Below are 18535 nucleotides of genomic sequence, written 5' to 3' on the forward strand. Positions count from 1 at the left end.
ATGGCTGCGAAAAAACTGAACATCAAGGACAAATACCGCCTGCTGACCCGGGATCTGGACTGGGAGTTTTCCTACCAGGACCGCAAGCAAGCCTTTCCCTTCGAGGAGTTCGAGGGCATCAAGATCACCGACTGGTCCAAGTGGGAAGATCCCTTCCGCCTGACCATGGACGCCTACTGGAAGTACCAGGCCGAGAAGGAGAAGAAACTGTATGCCATCTTCGACGCCTTCGCCCAGAACAATGGCCAGCTCAACATCTCGGATCCGCGCTACGTCAACGCCATCAAGATCTTCCTGACCGGGGTCAGCCCGCTGGAATACCAGGCGTACCAGGGCTACGCCCACGTGGGACGCCAGTTCGGCGGCATCGGCGCGCGCATCGCCTGCCAGATGCAGTCCATCGACGAGCTGCGCCACGTGCAGACCCAGATCCACGCCATGAGCCACTACAACAAGTTCTTCGACGGCTTTCAGGACTGGAGCCACATGCACGACCGGGTGTGGTACCTGTCGGTGCCCAAGTCCTTCTTCGAGGACGCCCGCTCCGCCGGCCCCTTCGAGTTCCTGCTGGCGATCAGCTTCTCGTTTGAATACGTGCTGACCAACCTGCTGTTCGTGCCCTTTATGTCCGGCGCCGCCCACAACGGCGACATGGCTACCGTCACCTTCGGCTTCAGCGCCCAGTCCGATGAGGCCCGCCACATGACCCTGGGGCTGGAGATTATCAAGTTCCTGCTGGAGCAGCACGAAGACAACCTGCCCATAGTGCAGAAATGGATCGACAAGTGGTTCTGGCGCGGCACCCGGCTGCTGTCCATCGTGGCCATGATGATGGACTACATGCTGCCCAACAAGGTGATGTCCTGGAAGGAGGCCTGGGAGGTGTACTTCGAGGAGGCCGGCGGCGCCCTGTTCAAGGATCTGGCCCGTTACGGCATCCGCATGCCCAAATACAGCGAAGTAATCGAGAAAGAGAAGGAGCATATCTCCCACCAGGCCTGGTGGATCTTCTACAACTTCGGCCATGCCGCCGGTTTCCATACCTGGATCCCCACCGACGAGGAGCTGGACTGGCTGAGCGAGAAGTACCCGGACACCTTCGACAAGTACTACCGGCCGCGCTGGGAGCTGGCCAGGAAGATGGAGGCCGAGGGCAAGCGCTTCTACAGCAGCGGCCTGCCCCAACTGTGCCAGGTCTGTCAGGTACCCATGACCTTTACCGACATGGAAAACGACCCGGCCCAGATCAACTACCGCTCCGTCCTGCACGAGGGTGAGCGCTACCACATGTGCTCCGACGGCTGCCACGACATCTTCTGCGAGGAGCCGGAAAAGTACGTGCAATCCTGGCTGCCGGTGCACCAGATCCTGCAGGGCAACTGCGGCGGTCCGGGTCTGGAGGAAGTACTGAGTGAGTACTACCGCATGAACCTGGGCGCCGACAACATGGACATGAAAGGCTCGCCCGACGAGCAACGCTGGAAACAATGGAAAGGCGTGGCCTGATACGGGCCCTGCAACCGGGGGCCTGGGCCCCCCAACAAGGAGACAATCATCATGCCGGTTATCGCACTCAACAAAGACTACAAGGGCGAAGTCAGAGACGCCCGGGCCAACTTCGGCGGCAATATCCTGGTGTACATCGGTTGGGATGAACACCTGCTGTTCTGCTCGGCCAAGACCTTTCCCCTGCCTCCGGCCATGACTTTCGGCGAGCTGCTGGACAAGGTCATGCCCGACGGCTTCGGCCAGCACCCGGATTTCGCGCATATCGACTGGAGCCTGGTGCAGTGGCGGCTCAACGACGAGCCGCTGCATCCCTCCCGGGAGCAGACCCTGGAGCAGCTGGGCTTCGATCACAAGTCACTGCTGAGGTTCAGGACCCCGGGCCTCAATGGCTACAAGGGCACAGGCGTTTAAGGAGGTGTTATGAGCTACGAAGTCACCATTGAGCCCACCGGCGATGTCATCGAGGTGGAAGACGGACAAACCATACTGGATGCCGCCCTGCGTCAGGGTGTGTGGCTACCCTTCGCCTGCGGCCATGGCACCTGCGGCACCTGCAAGGTACAGATCACCGATGGCTTTGCCGATGTAGGCGAGGCGTCGCCTTTCGCCCTGATGGATGTAGAGCGGGAAGAGGGCAAGGTACTGGCCTGCTGCTGCATACCGGAGTCCGATCTGGTGATCGAGGCAGATATCGACGTCGACCCGGATTTCGCCGGTCATCCGGTACAAGACTACAACGGCACCGTCACCGAGATCACCGCCCTGTCTCCCACCATACGTGGCATCCGCATCCAGCTGGATCGGGACATGGACTTTCAGGCCGGTCAGTACATCAACCTGCAGGTACCCGGGGTGGACGGCAGCCGCGCCTTTTCCCTGGCCAACCCACCTGCCGCCAGCAGGGAAATAGAGCTGCACGTACGCAAGGTGGAAGGGGGCAAGGCCACCGGCTGGCTGCACGAGCAACTTGAGGCAGGTGATCGGCTGGAGCTGTCCGGCCCCTATGGCCAGTTCTTTGTGCGCAAGTCCGACGACCGGGGCGCCATTTTCATCGCCGGCGGCTCCGGTCTGTCCAGCCCCCAGTCGATGATCCTGGATATGCTGGCCGAGGGCGACAACCGCCCCCTCTACCTGTTCCAGGGCGCACGCAATGTCGCCGAGCTCTACAACCGGGAGTTGTTCGAGCGGCTGGCCGCCGAGCACGACAACTTCCATTACATACCGGCGCTGAATGCGCCGTTGCCGGAAGACAACTGGCCGGGTTTTACCGGCTTCGTGCACGAGGCCGTGGCGGATTACTTCAAGGAGCGCTGCGGAGGCAACAAGGCCTACCTGTGCGGACCACCGCCGATGATCGACGCCGCTATTACCACCCTGATGCACAGCCGGCTGTTCGAGCGCGACATCCACATGGAGCGGTTCTTTACCGCCGCCGACGGCGCCCAGGAACAGCCCCGCTCCGCCCTGTTCAAGCGTATATAGGGGATAAATCACCATGAAGGAATTAAAGAGCGCGCCGGGAGATTGCCTGTCGGCAACCATTCAGTCTATCGAGGCAATGCTGGTCGACATCCCGACCATACGCCCGCACCGGCTTTCGATGACCACCATGGGCGTGCAGACCATGGTGATAGTGCGGATTAAGGATTCCGAGGGTCTCGAAGGGCTGGGTGAGGCCACCACCATAGGTGGCCTGGCCTACGGCCCGGAAAGCCCGGAAAGCGTCAAGCTGACCATAGATGGCTACCTGGCCCCCCTGCTGCTCGGCCAGCCGGCAGACAACATCAATACCCTGAGGGTAAGGCTGAACCGCAGCATCAGAGGCAACCACCTGGCCAAATCTGCCATCGAGACCGCCTTGCTGGATATGCAGGGCAAGCGCCTGAACCGCCCGGTTTCCGACCTGCTCGGCGGCGCCGTGCACCGGCACATTCCCGTACTCTGGACCTTGGCCAGCGGCGATACCGCAAAGGATATCGACGAGGCCCTGAGCCTGATCACGGCCAGGCGCCACTGCGACTTCAAACTGAAGATCGGCGCCCGTCCGCTGATGGACGACGTGCGCCATGTGGCAGCCATCAAGGCCGCCGTGGGCGACAGCGCCAGCGTGCGGGTCGACGTCAACCAGGCCTGGGATGAAAGCACTGCCGCCAAAGGCATGGCCGAGCTGCAGGCCGCCGGCATCGACCTGGTCGAACAGCCGACCCCGATGCAGGATCTGCCGTCGCTGGTGCGCCTGTCCGAAAAGTTTCACCTTCCCATTCTGGCCGACGAAGCCGTGGCCGATGCCAGCGACATGTTCAGCCTGGCCTCCGCCGGCTTCGCCGGTGCCGTGGCCCTGAAGATTGCCAAGGCCGGCGGTCCCCTGCAGGCATTGAAAGTTGCCCATGTGGCCAGTGCGGCAGGAGTCGGCCTCTATGGCGGCACCCTGCTGGAAGGCACCATCGGCTCCGTTGCCGCGCTGCATGCCTGGTCCACACTCGAAAAGATTCATTGGGGGACCGAGATGTTCGGCCCGCTGCTGATGAAGGACGACATCGTCGTCAACCGATTGAACTTTCATGACAACGGCGTTGCGCTGCCCATCGGCCCCGGCCTGGGCATAGAGCTGGATGAAGACAAGCTGGCCTACTACAGCAGAAAGCAATAAATACCGCCGGTTATACACCGACGAAAACATGTTCAGACGGAGAAAGAATCATGCTGTTTAAAGTCGAGATGAAGGTGAATATCCCCCATGACATGCCGGCCGACGTGATTGCCGACATCAAGGCACGGGAAAAAGCCTACGCCCAGGAATTGCAGACTCAGGGCAAGTGGCGCCACCTGTGGCGGGTCGCCGGCAGCTACGCCAACGTCAGCATCTTCGATGTCGCCGATAACGCCGAACTGCAGGAGCTGATAAGCCGGTTGCCCCTGTTTCCTTATATGGACATCGGTGTTGCCCCCCTGTGCCGGCATCCCTCGTCCATTCACGAGGATGACCGCTAATCAACTGCCATCCCCCACTATCAAATAACTAACAAAACACGCAAGGAGCTAGAGCAATGTCAGTCAAAACCATGGAAACTCAGGAAGTCATCGAACTGTTGGAAAAAGTAGCAGGGTTCGATCGACCCGCTGGTAACGATAGAGTCAAGACCATCATCCACCGTGTAATGCACGATGTATTTCAGATCATCGAAGATCTGGATATTACCCCGGAAGAGTTCTGGAGTGCCGTTTACTACATCAACGAACTGGGCAAAAACGGCGAAGCCGCCCTGCTGGCGCCGGGTCTGGGAATGGACAAGTATCTGGACATCCGCATGGATGCCGAAGACGAACAGGCCGGCCTGGCCGGTGGCACCCCTCGCACCATCGAAGGTCCGCTGTACGTGGCCGGCGCACCGATGAGCGAAGGCTTTGCCCGCCTGGACGACGGTACCGATACCGGTGCCGAGGTGATGTTGCTCAAAGGTGTGGTCACCGACGAGAACAACCGGCCGCTGGCCAATGCCATCGTCGATGTGTGGCACGCAGACTCCAAGGGCGCCTATTCCTACTTCGATCCCTCTCAGAGCGAATACAATCTCCGCCGTCGCATCAAGACCGACGCCGAGGGGCGCTACCTGGCACAATCGATCATCCCGTCTGGCTACGGCTGCCCACCCGAGGGCTCGACCCAGGCACTGCTTACCCAGCTGGGGCGTCATGGTCAGCGCCCGGCACACATCCACTTTTTCATCTCGGCACCGGGCCACAAGCACCTGACCACCCAGATCAACCTGGCCGGTGATAAATACACCTATGATGATTTCGCCTTCGCCACCCGCGATGAACTGGTGGTAGAAGCGCGGCCGGTGACCCATTCGGCACAAGGCGAGCGCCATGGCGTGACCGGGCCGGTCACCGAGGTGGAATTCAACATTCAGCTGGTGTCTACCGACAGGCAGGACCGGCAGGCAATGCACCAGCGTCAGCGTGTGATGGCATAAGCAGACATCTTAACGCGTTCAATTAGCGAACAAGGAATCGACCGGCCCAGAGGCTGGTCGATTATTCCTGTTACCATCAACCGCCACGATGACCTCGATAAGTGGATTCGCATCTGGCAGAAACCGGCCCTGCCATCTTCCCATGAGGAATCCCGCCAGCTTTATTACTCAGATAATCCCGAATAACCGCTTGAACAAGGGATGCCGGAACAGATAGTAAGAAAACTATTACATCGGCTGATGGCACTCTCTTCTTTCATCTCCGCCACCCTCTGATAATAGATGCCCCCTTGTCGGAAGAAGAAATAGGTGCCGCTTTTACCGGTATTGGCTTTTATCATCGTCTCCACTCCGGTGGCCCATAACGCAGGGCTTTTTTGCATGGATGGCTTGCGGCTGACAGCTCAAAACGAATAGGCTGGATCCGTCACTCGCTTTGCGCAACTATTAAGTCCAAATGACGCTGACTTAGGGATGAAAGCCATGAATCTGAGCACATTGCAGACCCTGTTGTTTGTACCGGCCAACCGCCCGGATCGTTTTGCCAAGGCACAACACAGTGGCGCCGATGCGGTGATTATCGATCTGGAAGATGCGGTTTCCACAGTGGGCAAAGACAGCGCCCGGGCTACCCTGGCCGCCTGGCTGGACAGCCAGCCGCCCGCATCCGTGCTGATCCGCATCAATGGCACCGACACGCCCTGGTTTAACAACGATACTCGCCTGTGCCGCTCGCCAGCCGTCGCCGCCGTAGTGCTGCCCAAGGCGGACGATCCCCTGGCCCTGGCGGAGCTGGCCAATGCCACCGACAAGCCCCTGTTGCCCTTTATCGAGTCGGCCAGGGCCTTTGCCAACCTGGCCGAGATCGCCGCCACTCGGGGGGTCGCCCGCCTGCTGTTTGGCAAGCTGGATCTGGCGGTCGACCTGGGCATGGATTATCCGCCCCCCGCCGGCCAGGATCCCCATGAAATGGCGTTTTTGTTCGCCCGCAGCCAGCTGGTGCTGGCCTCCCGCGCCGCCGGCCTGGCCGCGCCCATCGATGCCATCTATCCCCCCATCGATGACCCTCAGGGAATCAAGTCCTATGCCCAGCGTGGCCTGCAGCTGGGTTTTGGCGGCATACTGCTGATCCATCCCAAACAAGTCCCCCCCGTGCTTCAGGCATACCAGCCCTCCACCGCCCAGATAACCTGGGCCAGACAGATCCTTGCGGCGGAAGAAGCTTCGCAGGGGGCGGTCGTGGCCGTCGGCGGCGCCATGGCCGACGCCCCCGTGATGGCCCGGGCCAGGCGTATAATCGAACTGAGCGATGCGTTCCCCCGCGCCTAAGTACAGAAATCAACGACAGCGGGATAAAACGCGCCAGTTTTCGGATACAATCCCCTTTTTCATCGCGATAGAGGGGAGCCGTCATGTTGGTAAAAGCGTTACGTAATGGGATTGGGGGCATTATGGTGGTGGGCGACCTGCTGACCCGCCCGGCCAAGCAACGGCGGACGCCCGAGGCCCAGCAGCAAATCAACGAGGCGTGCCGGCAGCTGGCCCTGTATCAGTTGCCACGGTGCCCTTTCTGCATCAAGGTACGCCGGGCCATGCACAAGCTGAACCTGCCCATCGAGCTACGCAATGTGAACCCGGGCTCTCCCCACAGGGAGGCACTGCAGGCCGGCGGCGGACGAGTCAAGTCCCCCTGCCTGCGTATCGAGGAAAACGGCGAAAGCCGCTGGATGTACGAGTCCAATGACATCATCGCTTATCTGCAGCAGCGCTTTGGCCAGCAGGCCTAAGCCACTGGCATGAAGCAGACACGCCCGGCCATCGGCGTCGGCATCATCGTCAGCCGGCCCGATGGCTTGATCCTGGTCGGCAAGCGGCAGAACAGCCATGCCCCCTACTGGTCAATCCCGGGCGGTCATATGGAGCTGGGGGAAAGCTTCGAGCAGGCAGCCATCCGGGAGCTGGCGGAAGAAACCGGCCTGCGAGTGAGCACGCTCAGCGTCGTGGGGCTCACCAACAACCTGCACACCTGGCGGCAGGAAGGTGTACATTCCATCTCGGTGATCCTGCATGCGTCCCTGCATTACCATGCCGAACCCCGCCTGCTGGAGCCGGACAAATGCACCGGTTGGCGCTGGGTTGATCCCCGACAACTCCCCGAGCCCCATTTCGAGGCCAGCAGGAAGGGCGTTGCCGCCTACCTGAAGGGACTGTTCTATCAACCGGAAGAGAACCAACCATAACAGCAGCCCACCTCAGGGATACTGTCAACCGGTTCCGGTTATCTTATTTCCGCCTTGTAGCTAAATTTATCCGCCCGGCCAATGGTACGCCGATATTCGATCATGCTGTTGTTACGGGTATAGGTATGACGAGTCAGTACAATAACGGGTGAGCTCTGAGGAATGCCCAATGTTTCTGCCGTCTCCTGGTCCGCGCTCTCGGCCGTCAGGGTTTCTTCGGCCCTGACCACCGGCACGCCATACTTTTCAACCACCAGGGCATACAGCAAATCGGGAATGCGTATGGTATCCCTTTCCAGCCCCGGCACTATGTCCGGATCCCACCAGCAGTGCTCTATCAGAATTGGCTGGACATCGCTCAACCCCAGCCGCCGGATATAGAGCAGCTCACAAGATGACGCTTTCCCCAGCAGGCGGCATATCTGCTTGCTGCCGGTTTTTAGCTGCCGCTCCTTCACCTCTTTCCTGATCCTGACTCCCTTGCCGGTTTCATCACCATAGGAAAAAAAGCGAAAGAGGCTGTTGTTGAAGTCGATCGCGGAAACATAGGTTCCCTTGCCCTGGTGACGGTATAACAATCGCTCGTTGACCAGATTATCGATGGCTTTTTTTACCGTTCCCTGGCTGACATTCAACTGCTCTGCCAACTGGGGCTCGGACGGGATAAGATCACCGGGTACCAGGCCCCCCGCTTCTATCGACTTGAGCAGGAAATTTTCAACCCGCTTGTACAGTGGAACATGCCTGTTCCCGCTGTTGTCCCGCATATCCCGGGAATCGCCCGTTAGCATGTCGAAATGCGCCATGTGATTCCACCCATTCATTAAAGCAACATGGAAAAACGCGCCCGAGGCAAAACAGGACTCAGGCCCCTGGCCTCAAGGCAAGGTTGATTCTGGTACTGGCCATCATCATAGCCATGCTATCTCGGCATAACAAGAAATTCATATATATGATTTATTGGATAGGCACTGATACCCAGTTAACAGACATTAAATGCCTGTTTCCAACAGTGCTGCAGAGTAAAACTCCGCTCACGGAAACACCTGAAAATGCTGTTTTTAAAGCACTGGAACCGGGACAATCAGCACGGTAGTGGAATATCAGGTCCCGATAAATCAGCCATCCTTGCCGGTCCTGGCCGGTAAGGATGGCATTATCGATGACTATATGGCCCCCTGTCGCTCCTTTAATATATCGACCAGTTTCAACCGCTGCACTTTTCCTGACGGCCCCTTGGGCAGATCATCCAGGAAATAAATGGCTTTGGGGGTTTTGACTCGTCCCAGTTTATCAAAACAGAATCCGAGCAATTCCTGTTCGGTAACAGTCGAGTCGGCATCAACCTTGACACAGGCAACCACCTCCTGACCATAATGCTCATCATCAATACCTACTGCTCCGGCTTCTATCACTGCCGGATGGGCGTACAGGGCATCATCGATCTCGCGGGGGGCAATATTCTCCCCTCCCTTGATAATCAGCTCTTTAAGCCTGCCGGTAATAAACACAAAGCCGTCTTCGTCCTGACGAGCCAGATCCCCGGTGTGCAGCCATCCATCCGCCGTCAGTGCTTCTTGCGTAGCCTGTGGGTTCTTGTAGTAACCACGCATGACGCACTCGCCCCTGACTAACAGTTCTCCCTCTTCCCCCGTCGGCAGAAGCTGTCCCTCGCCGTTGACGATACGGATTTCAGTGCCAAACGGGACACCCGGTGAACCATATTTGCCCTGCCTGGGCGGTAATGGATTTGACAGGATCTGCGCAGCCGTCTCGGTCAACCCCATGGTTTCAATAATAGGGATACCGAACTTTTGCTCAAAGCCGGCATGAATGGCCGGCGGCAACGCCGCCGACGCAGATCGACCGAAGCGCACCCGGGATAAACGGGCGCGGAGCTCCTGCTCGGTGCAATCGCCGGTGTGATGCATCAGATAGGAAATAATAGTGGGCACCACGCTGAACCAGGTGCATTCCTGTTGCACGACCCAGCTCCAGAACAGGGAGGTACTGAAGCCGTGGGGCATCACCAGGCTGCCGGCGCTGACCAGAGGCGCCATGACAGTCACACACTGGGCATTTATATGGCATAAAGGCAAGACGCAAAGCGCCCTGTCCTGCTCGGTCAGTTCATGCGCCCGGGCGGTATTCATGCCCCCTGCCAACAGGTTGCTATGGGAAAGAATCACCCCTTTGGGCCGTCCGGTGGTGCCGGAGGTATACATCAGTACACCTTCATCCTCTCCCGCTGGAGACGGCATACTCGCCTCTACAGGTGCAAGCGGCCAGTGCGGGCCCTTGTCGACATCGGCCGGGATGATATGGATGTCTCGCGCCAGTGTCTCTGCAGCCCTTGCTATCTGCTCCCGATAATTATCTGAAGCAAATACGGCCCTGGTATCCGAATGTTGCAGAACATATTCAATCTGCGCTGGACCGGCGGCCGGATTTAGCGGTGAGGTAATACAACCGGCATACAAGGTAGCGAGGAAAATTTCGACACTGGCCAGGCCATTGCCCATCATAAAGGAAATGGTGTCACCTTTTTTTAAACCAAGGGCACTGAAATACTGGCTATATAAGGCAAGCCTCTCCTTTAACTCGCCATAATTAAGTTGTGTTCCCGTTTCCGGAAAAACAGCAAATGGCCGCTCGGGGAAACGCCTGGCATAATCATCAATCAAGGCACGAATATTATCCGCCGGGGGCGCATAGGAAGCTTGCATCATAATTGATACCTCTTCTTGTAATCACCGAACATGTCATCAATGGAAACTTCTCGCGGGGTAATGGTTTTCACTACCCGGGTAATGTTCAGGAAATGCTTGTAATGCACGTTCTCATCGGTAATGTTTCCGCCCCAGGTACCGCACCCCATGGATAGCGAAAACGGCAGGCCATTATCAAAGCTTCCTCCGGTGGCAAAGCAGTGAGCCTGGTTGACAATAATACGGCAGACCGGCATTTCCTTGCCCAGCTCTTCCGGTCTGTACATGTCTTGGGTATGGATCCCCAGAGAATGCCCCTTGCCCTGATAATTCAGGATACGGCCGGCGATTCGCTTGGCATCGGAAAAATCTTTGGCCCGATATACCGTTAACACCAGGGACATTTTTTCCCCGGAAAAAGGCGCATCGGCACCGACTTCCGATTCTTCCACCATCAGGAAATCGCGTCGAGACAACTGCTCGCGCGCCAGGCCGGCAACTCGGCACAATTCGGCGACCGGTTTTGCCAGCACCTGCCGGTTCAGGTGACCGTCGTGCCACATGGCCGCCTGCAGACACTGCTTTTCGTCGGCGTCGAGCAAGGCACCATTGACCCGGTCAAATTCGGCCATCATGGCGTCGTAGACCTTATCGACTATCACCACACTGTTTTCGGAAGAGCAACTGGTTGCATTGTCAAAGGTTTTGGAGGCCCGGATCCGCTCGGCGGCCAGCGCCAGATCCGCGGTTTCATCGACAATCACCGCCACATTGCCGGCTCCCACGCCATAGGCGGGCGTACCGCTGGTATAGGCCGAGCGCACATTATTCTGCGAGCCGGTGGCCACCACCAGATCGGCCTGCACCAGCAGCTCCTGGCTCAATGCCTTGCTGACGGGCGCCGGTAGTTGCTGCACCAAGTCCAGAGGGGCACCTATCCGCTCAAGCTCGGCGTGGATCAGGGCCAGTAACCGGGTACAGGAGGGCTGTCCCTTAGGCGAAGGGGCCAGGATGATCGCATTGCGGCATTTGAGCGCATTAAGGGTATTGTTCATCGGCGTGGCAATTGGATTGGTCGAAGGCACTATCGCGGCCACCACGCCAACGGGCCGCGCTATCTCGGTCAGGCCCAACGCCGGATCATCCTTGATCACCCCAACGGTTTTTGCCCCCCGGAGATCCCGCAACAAACCCAGTGTCTTGCGATGATTCTTGATTATCTTGTCGTCCACCCTGCCCAGCCCGGTTTCTTCCACCGCCAGGGCGGATAAACGCGCATTGTTCTCCGGATTAACCAGCGCCCAGGCCGTTGCGGTCACTACCTCGTCGACCTGCTGCTGTGTGTACCCTTCGAACTGCTGCTGCGCCTGCCGCGCCCGCCGGATCAGCTCGGCTACCTGTTCCTGCTCATGTGTTGTCACCATCTTCCGTCTCCAATGCCTATGACAAGATACAGCCATGTCATACAACTCATATACATGACTATAATCGAAAGCAACCCCCCATCAGGAGTTGTCATCATCATTAAGATAATAATTACATCAGGTAAATCAGACCGTCGTTACCCTTTCAGCCCGGCCAGCAGCTCCTTCAAATAGGCTTCCCGTTTCTTGAACATGGCGATGACTTCATCTCGCTCCATCACCCGTACCGGAGCACCACCCGCACGCATCTTGTCGAGTGTTTCCCTATCGTTAAACATCAGTGGTACCCGTTCCGACAAATAACTGAGCACCGGCTCCGGCGTATTGTCTACGGCCATCAACCCCCGAAAGTTGACACTGGAGTCATCCACATTGAAACCACTTTCAATAAAGGTCGGCACATCGGGCAAAAACTCCTGGTTTCTCTCCATATCGGCGACGGCCAGTATCTTAACTTCGTCCCGGCTGCGATAGGCATCAGACAAATTGTTGAACCCGGCCATCACCTGCCCCCCCATCACACTCTTCATGGCCGGCGTACCACCTTGATGAGGAATATAGGTCAGCTTGGTACCGCTTTCTTTTTCCAGCTGCAATAAGGCAATATGATGCCCGACATAGAGGCCTGCGCCGGAAAAGGTGACCTTGCCGGGGTTGGTTTTTGCATACTCGACCAGATCGGAAACAGAATTAAAGGGGCTGTCCTTGTTGACGATAAGCACGGCCGGATCGGCGCCCCAGTTGGCTATCGGCTCAATATTATCAATATTATACCTGGTCTTCATCACGATAGACTGCGCAATCAGGTGAGGGATGTTATACACAGACAACTCGTAGCCATCCGGCTTGGTGCGGGTCACGAATTGATCCCAGCCGACCTTACCGCCCGCTCCCGGCTTGTTGATAACAACCACTGGCTGGGATAAATACTCTTTCTCCGATGCCCGCATGGTGGCGATACGCGCCTGAAAATCGGTTGCACCTCCGGGCTCATAGGAGACAACCATGCTGATGGGCTTTTCCGGATAGGATTGCCCATGGCTGTAACCGGCTAATACCATGCCACACAGGGCCCCGGTCAGGGCGGTCATTTTCCTTGCCTTGCTGGTAGTAAGCATAAATGCATCCTTGTTGGTTAATCACATGGTTATTGAATAAATTTCCATAGAGCAGAAAAACTTCCTTACTTTCTTATTACTATCGACCTACATCAACACAGCAGCCGGCGTATGCAGCTGTAATGCAACAGCAAACAACAGATAAATAGCCGAAATAAACACGATGGAAATAGCCAGATATTTTAAAACAAAACTTCTTTTTGGTCGGCCTGCTCCATAGATCATGACAATAGTGAAAAAGGCCAAAAATGAAGTGACATACAAACCTATACTGCCTGCAAGAAAAAGATAAAAGAAGATAATTAAAAACATGGGGGCCAGCCTGGGCAATGCCATTGCACGCTTGTTTTCACCCCCTCCTGACTTGAACAGCCAGGAATAGACATACCCCGCCCCTGTGCCCGACTTGCCTTTTTCCTTCTTCTCTGACATAAACATCACCAGGGAAAAAACCGCAATGATAACAGCCAGGAAGTTTGGAAAACGATATGCATCCTGCCCAAACTCCACATTACTCCCTGCTGCCAACAATACGCCGGAAACAGCCAGGCTACCCAAGGCAATCAGTCTACCTTCACTCATGATTAAACTCCTTCCGGGTGGGTGTGATTCTCTTTTTCCTGCTGTACTTTTTTCATGTTTTTGTTGCGCTGCCGAAACTCGCCATAAATGCTGTAACCAATAGAACCAAGACAGAGCATGACCAGGATGATATTCAGGCTGCCGCCGAGGAAATAAGACGCCAAACCACCGCTAACCGACGCAATCATCTCTCCCTGGACAAAGTTGGTCTCGGCGATAGGGCCCAATATGATGCCCAATACCAAAGGAGAAGGACTAAAACCCAGTTTGGAGGCAAAATACATTCCGATCCCCAGGGTCATCATGATAAATACATCCGAAAAGCTGTTTTGTACGCTATAGGTGCCAAACACAGCGAGCACAGTAATAGCGGCCGCCATATAGAACTCGGGAATGTTCATCACCACCCGGCTGTAACGACTGATGGTCAGCCCGAAGATGCACATCAGCAGCTGACCAATCAGCAAGGAGTCGATAAAGGTCCAGACCACAGGGGCATGCTCGGTAAACAGCGAGGGCCCTGGGAACAACCCATGGATCAATAATCCCCCCAGCAATACCGCCGCGGTGGGGCTGCCCGGCACGCTCAACGTCAGCAAAGGCACCAGGGATGGCCCCACCATGGCATTGTTTGCGGATTCGGCGGCCACCACCCCGGCCGGTTCCCCCTGGCCAAAGCGCTCTGGATGACGGCTCATTTTCTTGGTTTGATCATAAGACACCAAACCGGCAATCTGCCCGCCCGCGCCCGGTATCAGGCCGACAAAAATGCCCACCAGGCTGCCGACGATCAGGGCCTTCCAGGCCAGCAGGGTATCCCGAATTGAAGACAGGATACTCTGTGTTTCCATGGCAAACTTCTGCACCCCCTCCGGGAGCTGCTCACTGGACAACATCGACAATACCTGAGGTATGGCAAACAGCCCCACCAGTGCCGCAATAATATTGATGCCGCCGGCCAGGTGCTCGGTGAAGATAAAACGCTCAACACCCAGCACGGGATCATAACCAATCGTCGAGATCCACAGGCCAAGAAAGCCGGAAATCAGTCCCTTGATAACGGAGCCGGAGCCCAGGGTACCGATAACGGTCACCCCCAGGATAGCGACCCAGAACAGGTGAGAGGGACCGAATTCCAACGCCCATCCCGACAAGGTGGGAGTAAAAAAGATCAGTACCAGTACGCCAAGCAGGCCACCGACAAAAGAGGCGATAAAACAATAATGCAGGGCTGCTGTGGCCTTTCCCTTTTTGGCAAGTGGATGGCCGTCCATGGTGGTCGCTATATTGGCGGGAGCCCCCGGGATACTGAGCAGTATGGCACTGACCGCACCGCCGGCCACCGTTGACGTATAGGTCGCGCCAAGCAGGATCAGGCCGGTAGCCGGCTCCATATGAAAAGTAAACGGAATCAAGAGCGCCACCGCCATGGTCGGGCTCAGGCCCGGGGTAGCCCCCAACACCAGGCCACCGACGGTGCCCAGCACCAGCACCATAAAATTCCAGGGTGTAAACACCTCGGGTAGATATTGAACAAACTCCAACATGAGATTCCATCCTCTCTACTGTAAAACCTGACGGTCATGAAATATTTGAACCCTGTTAAACAGCCAACTCCCTTGTTTCATGGATCCGGGGGGACAACCCATACAACTCATATACATGACATATCTGTAACATATGGGTAACAGGTATAGTTGTGCGAATACTCCTTGTCAACACCACAACGAGTCAAAAATATCCTTGCCTGGAAGACCCCTCACACTGCTTCGGCCTGAACCATTCCTCTCGGCGGCAATGCAGCCCGCTTAGTGACAGGGAAAGCAAGCGCCTGTCCCTTGGTTGCCGGTCCGTGTTATTCTGCCGGCGTCCATGCTCCGGAAAACTACGGGTTGTTATTGGTCTAACCCGAGATTAAAATTTCAATACAAAATATCTCGTTTTAATCAGTCTGGGCGCTCTGACACTCCGCCGCCTTGGCTGCCATCACGAGATACATTTCCGTCCTATCACCATCATCACGGAGGCCACAGGATGTCGGCACTTTTCCATCTTGACAGAGACAGCCAGACGACCCTGCAGCAGCAGGTACGGGAACACCTGGTGAATGCTATTCTCGGCGGCTTCTTACCCCAGGATAAGCCCCTGCCTTCCTGTCGCAGCCTGGCCAAGAACCTGAATGTGGCCCGCAATACCATAGTGCTGGTGTATGACGAGCTGGTCTCGGATGGCTACCTCACCTCCCGTGAACGCAGCGGCTATTATGTCAACCCACAGTTTACTACCAGCGGCATCGAGTCCCCTCAGGATCTCCCGGCCACACCCACGGATAGCGGCGTCGACAAGGTGAACTGGTTGCAACGGCTGAAGGTCCATCCCGGCCATCAACCCAATGCCAGCCAGTCTTATTCCTGGCAGAGCTATAAATACCCCTTTGTCTACGGTCAGCTGGATACCAGCCTGTTTCCCATCGACAGCTGGCGTAAGTGCTGGCGGGATGCGGTCAGCGTGCAGGCGATCCGCGACTGGAGCTCCGACCGTTACGACAGCGACGATCCGTTGCTGGTCGAACAGCTGCAAAAACGCATCCTGCCCAGCCGGGGTATACAGGCGAGCAATGATGAGATCCTGGTTACGGTCGGCTCCCAGCAGGCCATCTACCTGCTGGCCCAGTTGCTGCTGGACAGCAGCTCCTGCTTTGGTATCGAGGATCCCGGCTATGTCAGTGCCGGTCATATTGCCAAGGTGTTCGGCGCCCGGGTGAAGAGCCTGCAGGTAGACAAGGACGGACTGGTGGTGGACGAGCAATTGAATGAATGCGATGCGGTCTACCTGACCCCCAGCCATCAGTGTCCGACTACGGTCACCATGCCGCTGTCACGACGGCTGGCCTTGCTGGAAGAAGCCCAGCGGCAGGATTTCATTGTCATCGAAGATGACTATGAAATGGAGATGAACTTTGATACCCACCCCACTCCGGCACTGAAAAGCCTGGATCGGGCCGAGCGGGTGTTATATATCGGCAGCCTGTCCAAGACCCTGGCGCCCGGACTGCGTATGGGCTTCCTGGTCGGCCCCAGGGCACTTATCCAGGAAGCGCGCAACCTGCGCCAGCTGATGCTGCGCCATCCACCGCTCAACAACCAGCGGGCCGTGGCCTTGTTCCTGGCCCAGGGATACCACGATGCCCTGCTGCGCAAGCTGGCCCGGGTATTTCAGGAGCGGGGGGAATGCCTGGCCCAAGCGCTGAAGCAACACCTGCCCGACTGCATCAGCTCTCCGATCAGCGGCTCTTCCTGCTGGCTGGAACTGCCCGCTGGCCTGGATGCAGGCCAATTGAAGCAACGGGCGGCAAGGGAAGGGCTGTTGTTGATCCCCGCCGCCAGCTACCATTTCGGCAGCCATCTGCCGAAGAATTTCCTCAAGATCGGCCTGTCGGCGATCCCCCTCGAACAGATAGAGCCGGGCATCAGGCTGCTGGCCAGGATCAAGGCACAATTACAGACAGAATCGGAAAGCGGGATATGAGGGGGGCATCATTCAGTTAAGCGTTAAGGGACGGCCTCATCCATGAGGCCAACGCTCTGCTCGGTGGCAAAGTATGCCCCTTTAGCGGGCGGCGTTGGGATTTAAGGGGGCCGGGAGCCCCCTACTTCTTCCTTCGCTGTGGCAGGGAAGTTACAAATCCAGCACCGCCTGCAGCTGGCTGGCAGCACGACGCAGGGTCGGCGCCCATTCCATCAGACTGGTCAACGGCTTGCGTATGGTAGGCGCATGCACCGCCACAGTGGCACGTATCTGCCCCACATCATCGTAGACGGGCACGGCAATGGCTACCATGCCGTCAATCAACTCTTCATTGTCGGTACTCAGGGTATTGTCGGCTATCTTCTCGAGTTCCTGCTCCAGCTGCTCCCGATCGGTGATGGTATGTTGGGTATGAGCACTGAGGGTCAATCCTGAAAGCAACGCCTTGCGCCTGTGGGGAGTCATTAATGCCAGAAACAGTTTGCCGCTGGCGGTGCAGTGCAGAGGCATGCGCGAGCCCGGATGCAACTGAATGCGCACCGGCCAGTTGGTTTCGACTCGCTCGAAATACACCAGCTCATGGCCATCCAGCAGGGTGATGTTGCAGGTTTCCCCCAGCTCTTCCGCCAGTTTCTGCAAGACAGCCCGCCGCGGGGCGCCGACACTGCGCTGGGCCAGTACCCCCAGTGCCATTTTTCTCAAGCGTGGGCCCGGGCTGAGATGGCGGCCATCGGGTTCCTTTTGTAACAGGCCTTCTTGCTCCAGTTGCCCGATAATACGGTGCACCGTGGGTTTGGGCACATCCAGACGCTGACACAGGTCTGCCGCCGTGGTTGCCCTGTCTTCCTTGAGCATTTCCTCTATCAAGGCAAAGGCACGAAGCAGAGTAGAGTTGGTTGCACTTGCTGATGTGCTCATAAGCCCTCCGACATGGATATTCAGGCATTTTATCATAGGGAAATCAGGTTGCTATGTCGTTTTGGCCGGCCAGCTCCCATTATGGATCATCCGTTCGCCATACAGGATAAGCTCCGCAAACTGCCGACAGAGAAGCGTATCCTCCTCCAGGGCGCGGCCACTCACCCCCACCGCCCCGACCAACCCGCCGTCGTCAAACAGGGGCTCACCGCCGGGCAGCGAGGTGAACTGTTCATCCAGAAAGTCTGACAGGGTCAACTGCTCATGCAGCAACCGTTGCCTGAACAGGACGGTTGATACCCCCATCCTGGCTGCCGTATAGGCCTTTCCCGTGGCGATACGGATCAACCGCTCGGGCGCGCCATCCATCCGGTATAGATAAATCAGGGCGCCCGAGTCATCGACCACGGCAAAACATAACGGCTGGCCACCATCCTGTTGAGACCGAGCTGCCAGTTGCCGGCAGGCCTCAGATACAATGATTGAACTGACGGGCAACGATGCCTCCTTATCTGCACAGGCCTCAAAAAT

18 protein-coding genes are annotated in these 18535 nt (G+C 57.1%); 10 read left to right on the plus strand and 8 right to left on the minus strand.

Annotated features, from left to right (window positions below):
• From DCS96_RS09795 to DCS96_RS09835, 9 genes are all read left to right on the plus strand, one after another.
• Nucleotides 1-1506, plus strand: a complete 1506-nt coding sequence (locus DCS96_RS09795; protein ID WP_116474088.1) for an aromatic/alkene/methane monooxygenase hydroxylase/oxygenase subunit alpha — start codon at nucleotides 1-3, stop codon at nucleotides 1504-1506.
• A 51-nt stretch (nucleotides 1507-1557) separates the two neighbouring features.
• On the plus strand, nucleotides 1558-1920 hold the full coding sequence (locus DCS96_RS09800) for a phenol hydroxylase subunit P4 (RefSeq protein WP_116474089.1): 363 nt from the start codon (nucleotides 1558-1560) through the stop codon (nucleotides 1918-1920).
• Nucleotides 1921-1929: 9 nt separating this feature from the next.
• Nucleotides 1930-2991 carry an NADH:ubiquinone reductase (Na(+)-transporting) subunit F gene (locus tag DCS96_RS09805; RefSeq protein WP_116474090.1) on the plus strand — a complete coding sequence of 354 codons (1062 nt, stop codon included), beginning with the start codon at nucleotides 1930-1932 and terminating at the stop codon, nucleotides 2989-2991.
• A 13-nt stretch (nucleotides 2992-3004) separates the two neighbouring features.
• On the plus strand, nucleotides 3005-4159 hold the full coding sequence (locus DCS96_RS09810; RefSeq protein WP_198649985.1) for a muconate/chloromuconate family cycloisomerase: 1155 nt from the start codon (nucleotides 3005-3007) through the stop codon (nucleotides 4157-4159).
• 50 nt (nucleotides 4160-4209) lie between these two features.
• A complete protein-coding gene (gene catC, locus DCS96_RS09815) occupies nucleotides 4210-4500 on the plus strand; it encodes a muconolactone Delta-isomerase (RefSeq protein ID WP_116474091.1) in 291 nt (96 codons plus the stop codon).
• Between the two features lie 56 nt (nucleotides 4501-4556).
• Nucleotides 4557-5486: a catechol 1,2-dioxygenase gene (gene catA / locus DCS96_RS09820; RefSeq protein WP_116474092.1), complete on the plus strand. Its 930-nt coding sequence runs from the start codon at nucleotides 4557-4559 to the stop codon at nucleotides 5484-5486.
• Nucleotides 5487-5969: 483 nt separating this feature from the next.
• On the plus strand, nucleotides 5970-6815 hold the full coding sequence (locus DCS96_RS09825; protein WP_116474093.1) for an HpcH/HpaI aldolase/citrate lyase family protein: 846 nt from the start codon (nucleotides 5970-5972) through the stop codon (nucleotides 6813-6815).
• Between the two features lie 83 nt (nucleotides 6816-6898).
• Nucleotides 6899-7273, plus strand: a complete 375-nt coding sequence (locus tag DCS96_RS09830) for a glutathione S-transferase N-terminal domain-containing protein (protein ID WP_116474094.1) — start codon at nucleotides 6899-6901, stop codon at nucleotides 7271-7273.
• A 9-nt stretch (nucleotides 7274-7282) separates the two neighbouring features.
• On the plus strand, nucleotides 7283-7726 hold the full coding sequence (locus DCS96_RS09835; protein ID WP_116474095.1) for a nucleotide triphosphate diphosphatase NUDT15: 444 nt from the start codon (nucleotides 7283-7285) through the stop codon (nucleotides 7724-7726).
• A gap of 38 nt (nucleotides 7727-7764) precedes the next feature.
• Here the strand turns inward: DCS96_RS09835 and DCS96_RS09840 are convergent, their stop codons facing one another.
• From DCS96_RS09840 to DCS96_RS09865, 6 genes are all read right to left on the minus strand, one after another.
• Nucleotides 7765-8532 carry a GntR family transcriptional regulator gene (locus DCS96_RS09840; protein WP_198649986.1) on the minus strand — a complete coding sequence of 256 codons (768 nt, stop codon included), beginning with the start codon at nucleotides 8530-8532 and terminating at the stop codon, nucleotides 7765-7767.
• A 360-nt stretch (nucleotides 8533-8892) separates the two neighbouring features.
• Nucleotides 8893-10455: an AMP-binding protein gene (locus DCS96_RS09845; RefSeq protein ID WP_198649987.1), complete on the minus strand. Its 1563-nt coding sequence runs from the start codon at nucleotides 10453-10455 to the stop codon at nucleotides 8893-8895.
• Nucleotides 10452-11858: an acylating sulfoacetaldehyde dehydrogenase gene (sauS, locus tag DCS96_RS09850; protein ID WP_116474097.1), complete on the minus strand. Its 1407-nt coding sequence runs from the start codon at nucleotides 11856-11858 to the stop codon at nucleotides 10452-10454. The genes DCS96_RS09845 and sauS overlap by 4 nt, the downstream gene beginning before the upstream one ends.
• Nucleotides 11859-11995: 137 nt before the next feature.
• Entirely contained in the window at nucleotides 11996-12976 is a 981-nt protein-coding gene (locus tag DCS96_RS09855; RefSeq protein WP_198649988.1) for a tripartite tricarboxylate transporter substrate binding protein, read from the minus strand.
• 87 nt (nucleotides 12977-13063) lie between these two features.
• Entirely contained in the window at nucleotides 13064-13558 is a 495-nt protein-coding gene (locus DCS96_RS09860; protein ID WP_116474099.1) for a tripartite tricarboxylate transporter TctB family protein, read from the minus strand.
• Nucleotides 13559-13560: 2 nt separating this feature from the next.
• Nucleotides 13561-15105 (minus strand): tripartite tricarboxylate transporter permease, encoded by a 1545-nt coding sequence (locus DCS96_RS09865; protein WP_198649989.1) that lies wholly within the window; start codon nucleotides 15103-15105, stop codon nucleotides 13561-13563.
• Nucleotides 15106-15592: 487 nt separating this feature from the next.
• Between DCS96_RS09865 and pdxR the strand changes: the two genes are divergently transcribed.
• On the plus strand, nucleotides 15593-17086 hold the full coding sequence (pdxR, locus tag DCS96_RS09870) for a MocR-like pyridoxine biosynthesis transcription factor PdxR (protein ID WP_116474100.1): 1494 nt from the start codon (nucleotides 15593-15595) through the stop codon (nucleotides 17084-17086).
• A 150-nt stretch (nucleotides 17087-17236) separates the two neighbouring features.
• On the opposite strand, the gene DCS96_RS09875 is transcribed toward pdxR, so the two are convergent.
• Both DCS96_RS09875 and DCS96_RS09880 read right to left on the minus strand, forming a co-directional pair.
• Nucleotides 17237-18004 (minus strand): IclR family transcriptional regulator, encoded by a 768-nt coding sequence (locus tag DCS96_RS09875; protein WP_116474101.1) that lies wholly within the window; start codon nucleotides 18002-18004, stop codon nucleotides 17237-17239.
• Nucleotides 18005-18055: 51 nt separating this feature from the next.
• Nucleotides 18056-18502, minus strand: a complete 447-nt coding sequence (locus DCS96_RS09880; protein WP_157953615.1) for a GlcG/HbpS family heme-binding protein — start codon at nucleotides 18500-18502, stop codon at nucleotides 18056-18058.
• Between the last annotated feature and the right edge of the window lie 33 nt (nucleotides 18503-18535).

Origin of the sequence: Zobellella maritima (assembly GCF_003075035.1) — a bacterium.
GTDB classification, from domain to species: Bacteria; Pseudomonadota; Gammaproteobacteria; order Enterobacterales; family Aeromonadaceae; genus Oceanimonas; species Oceanimonas maritima.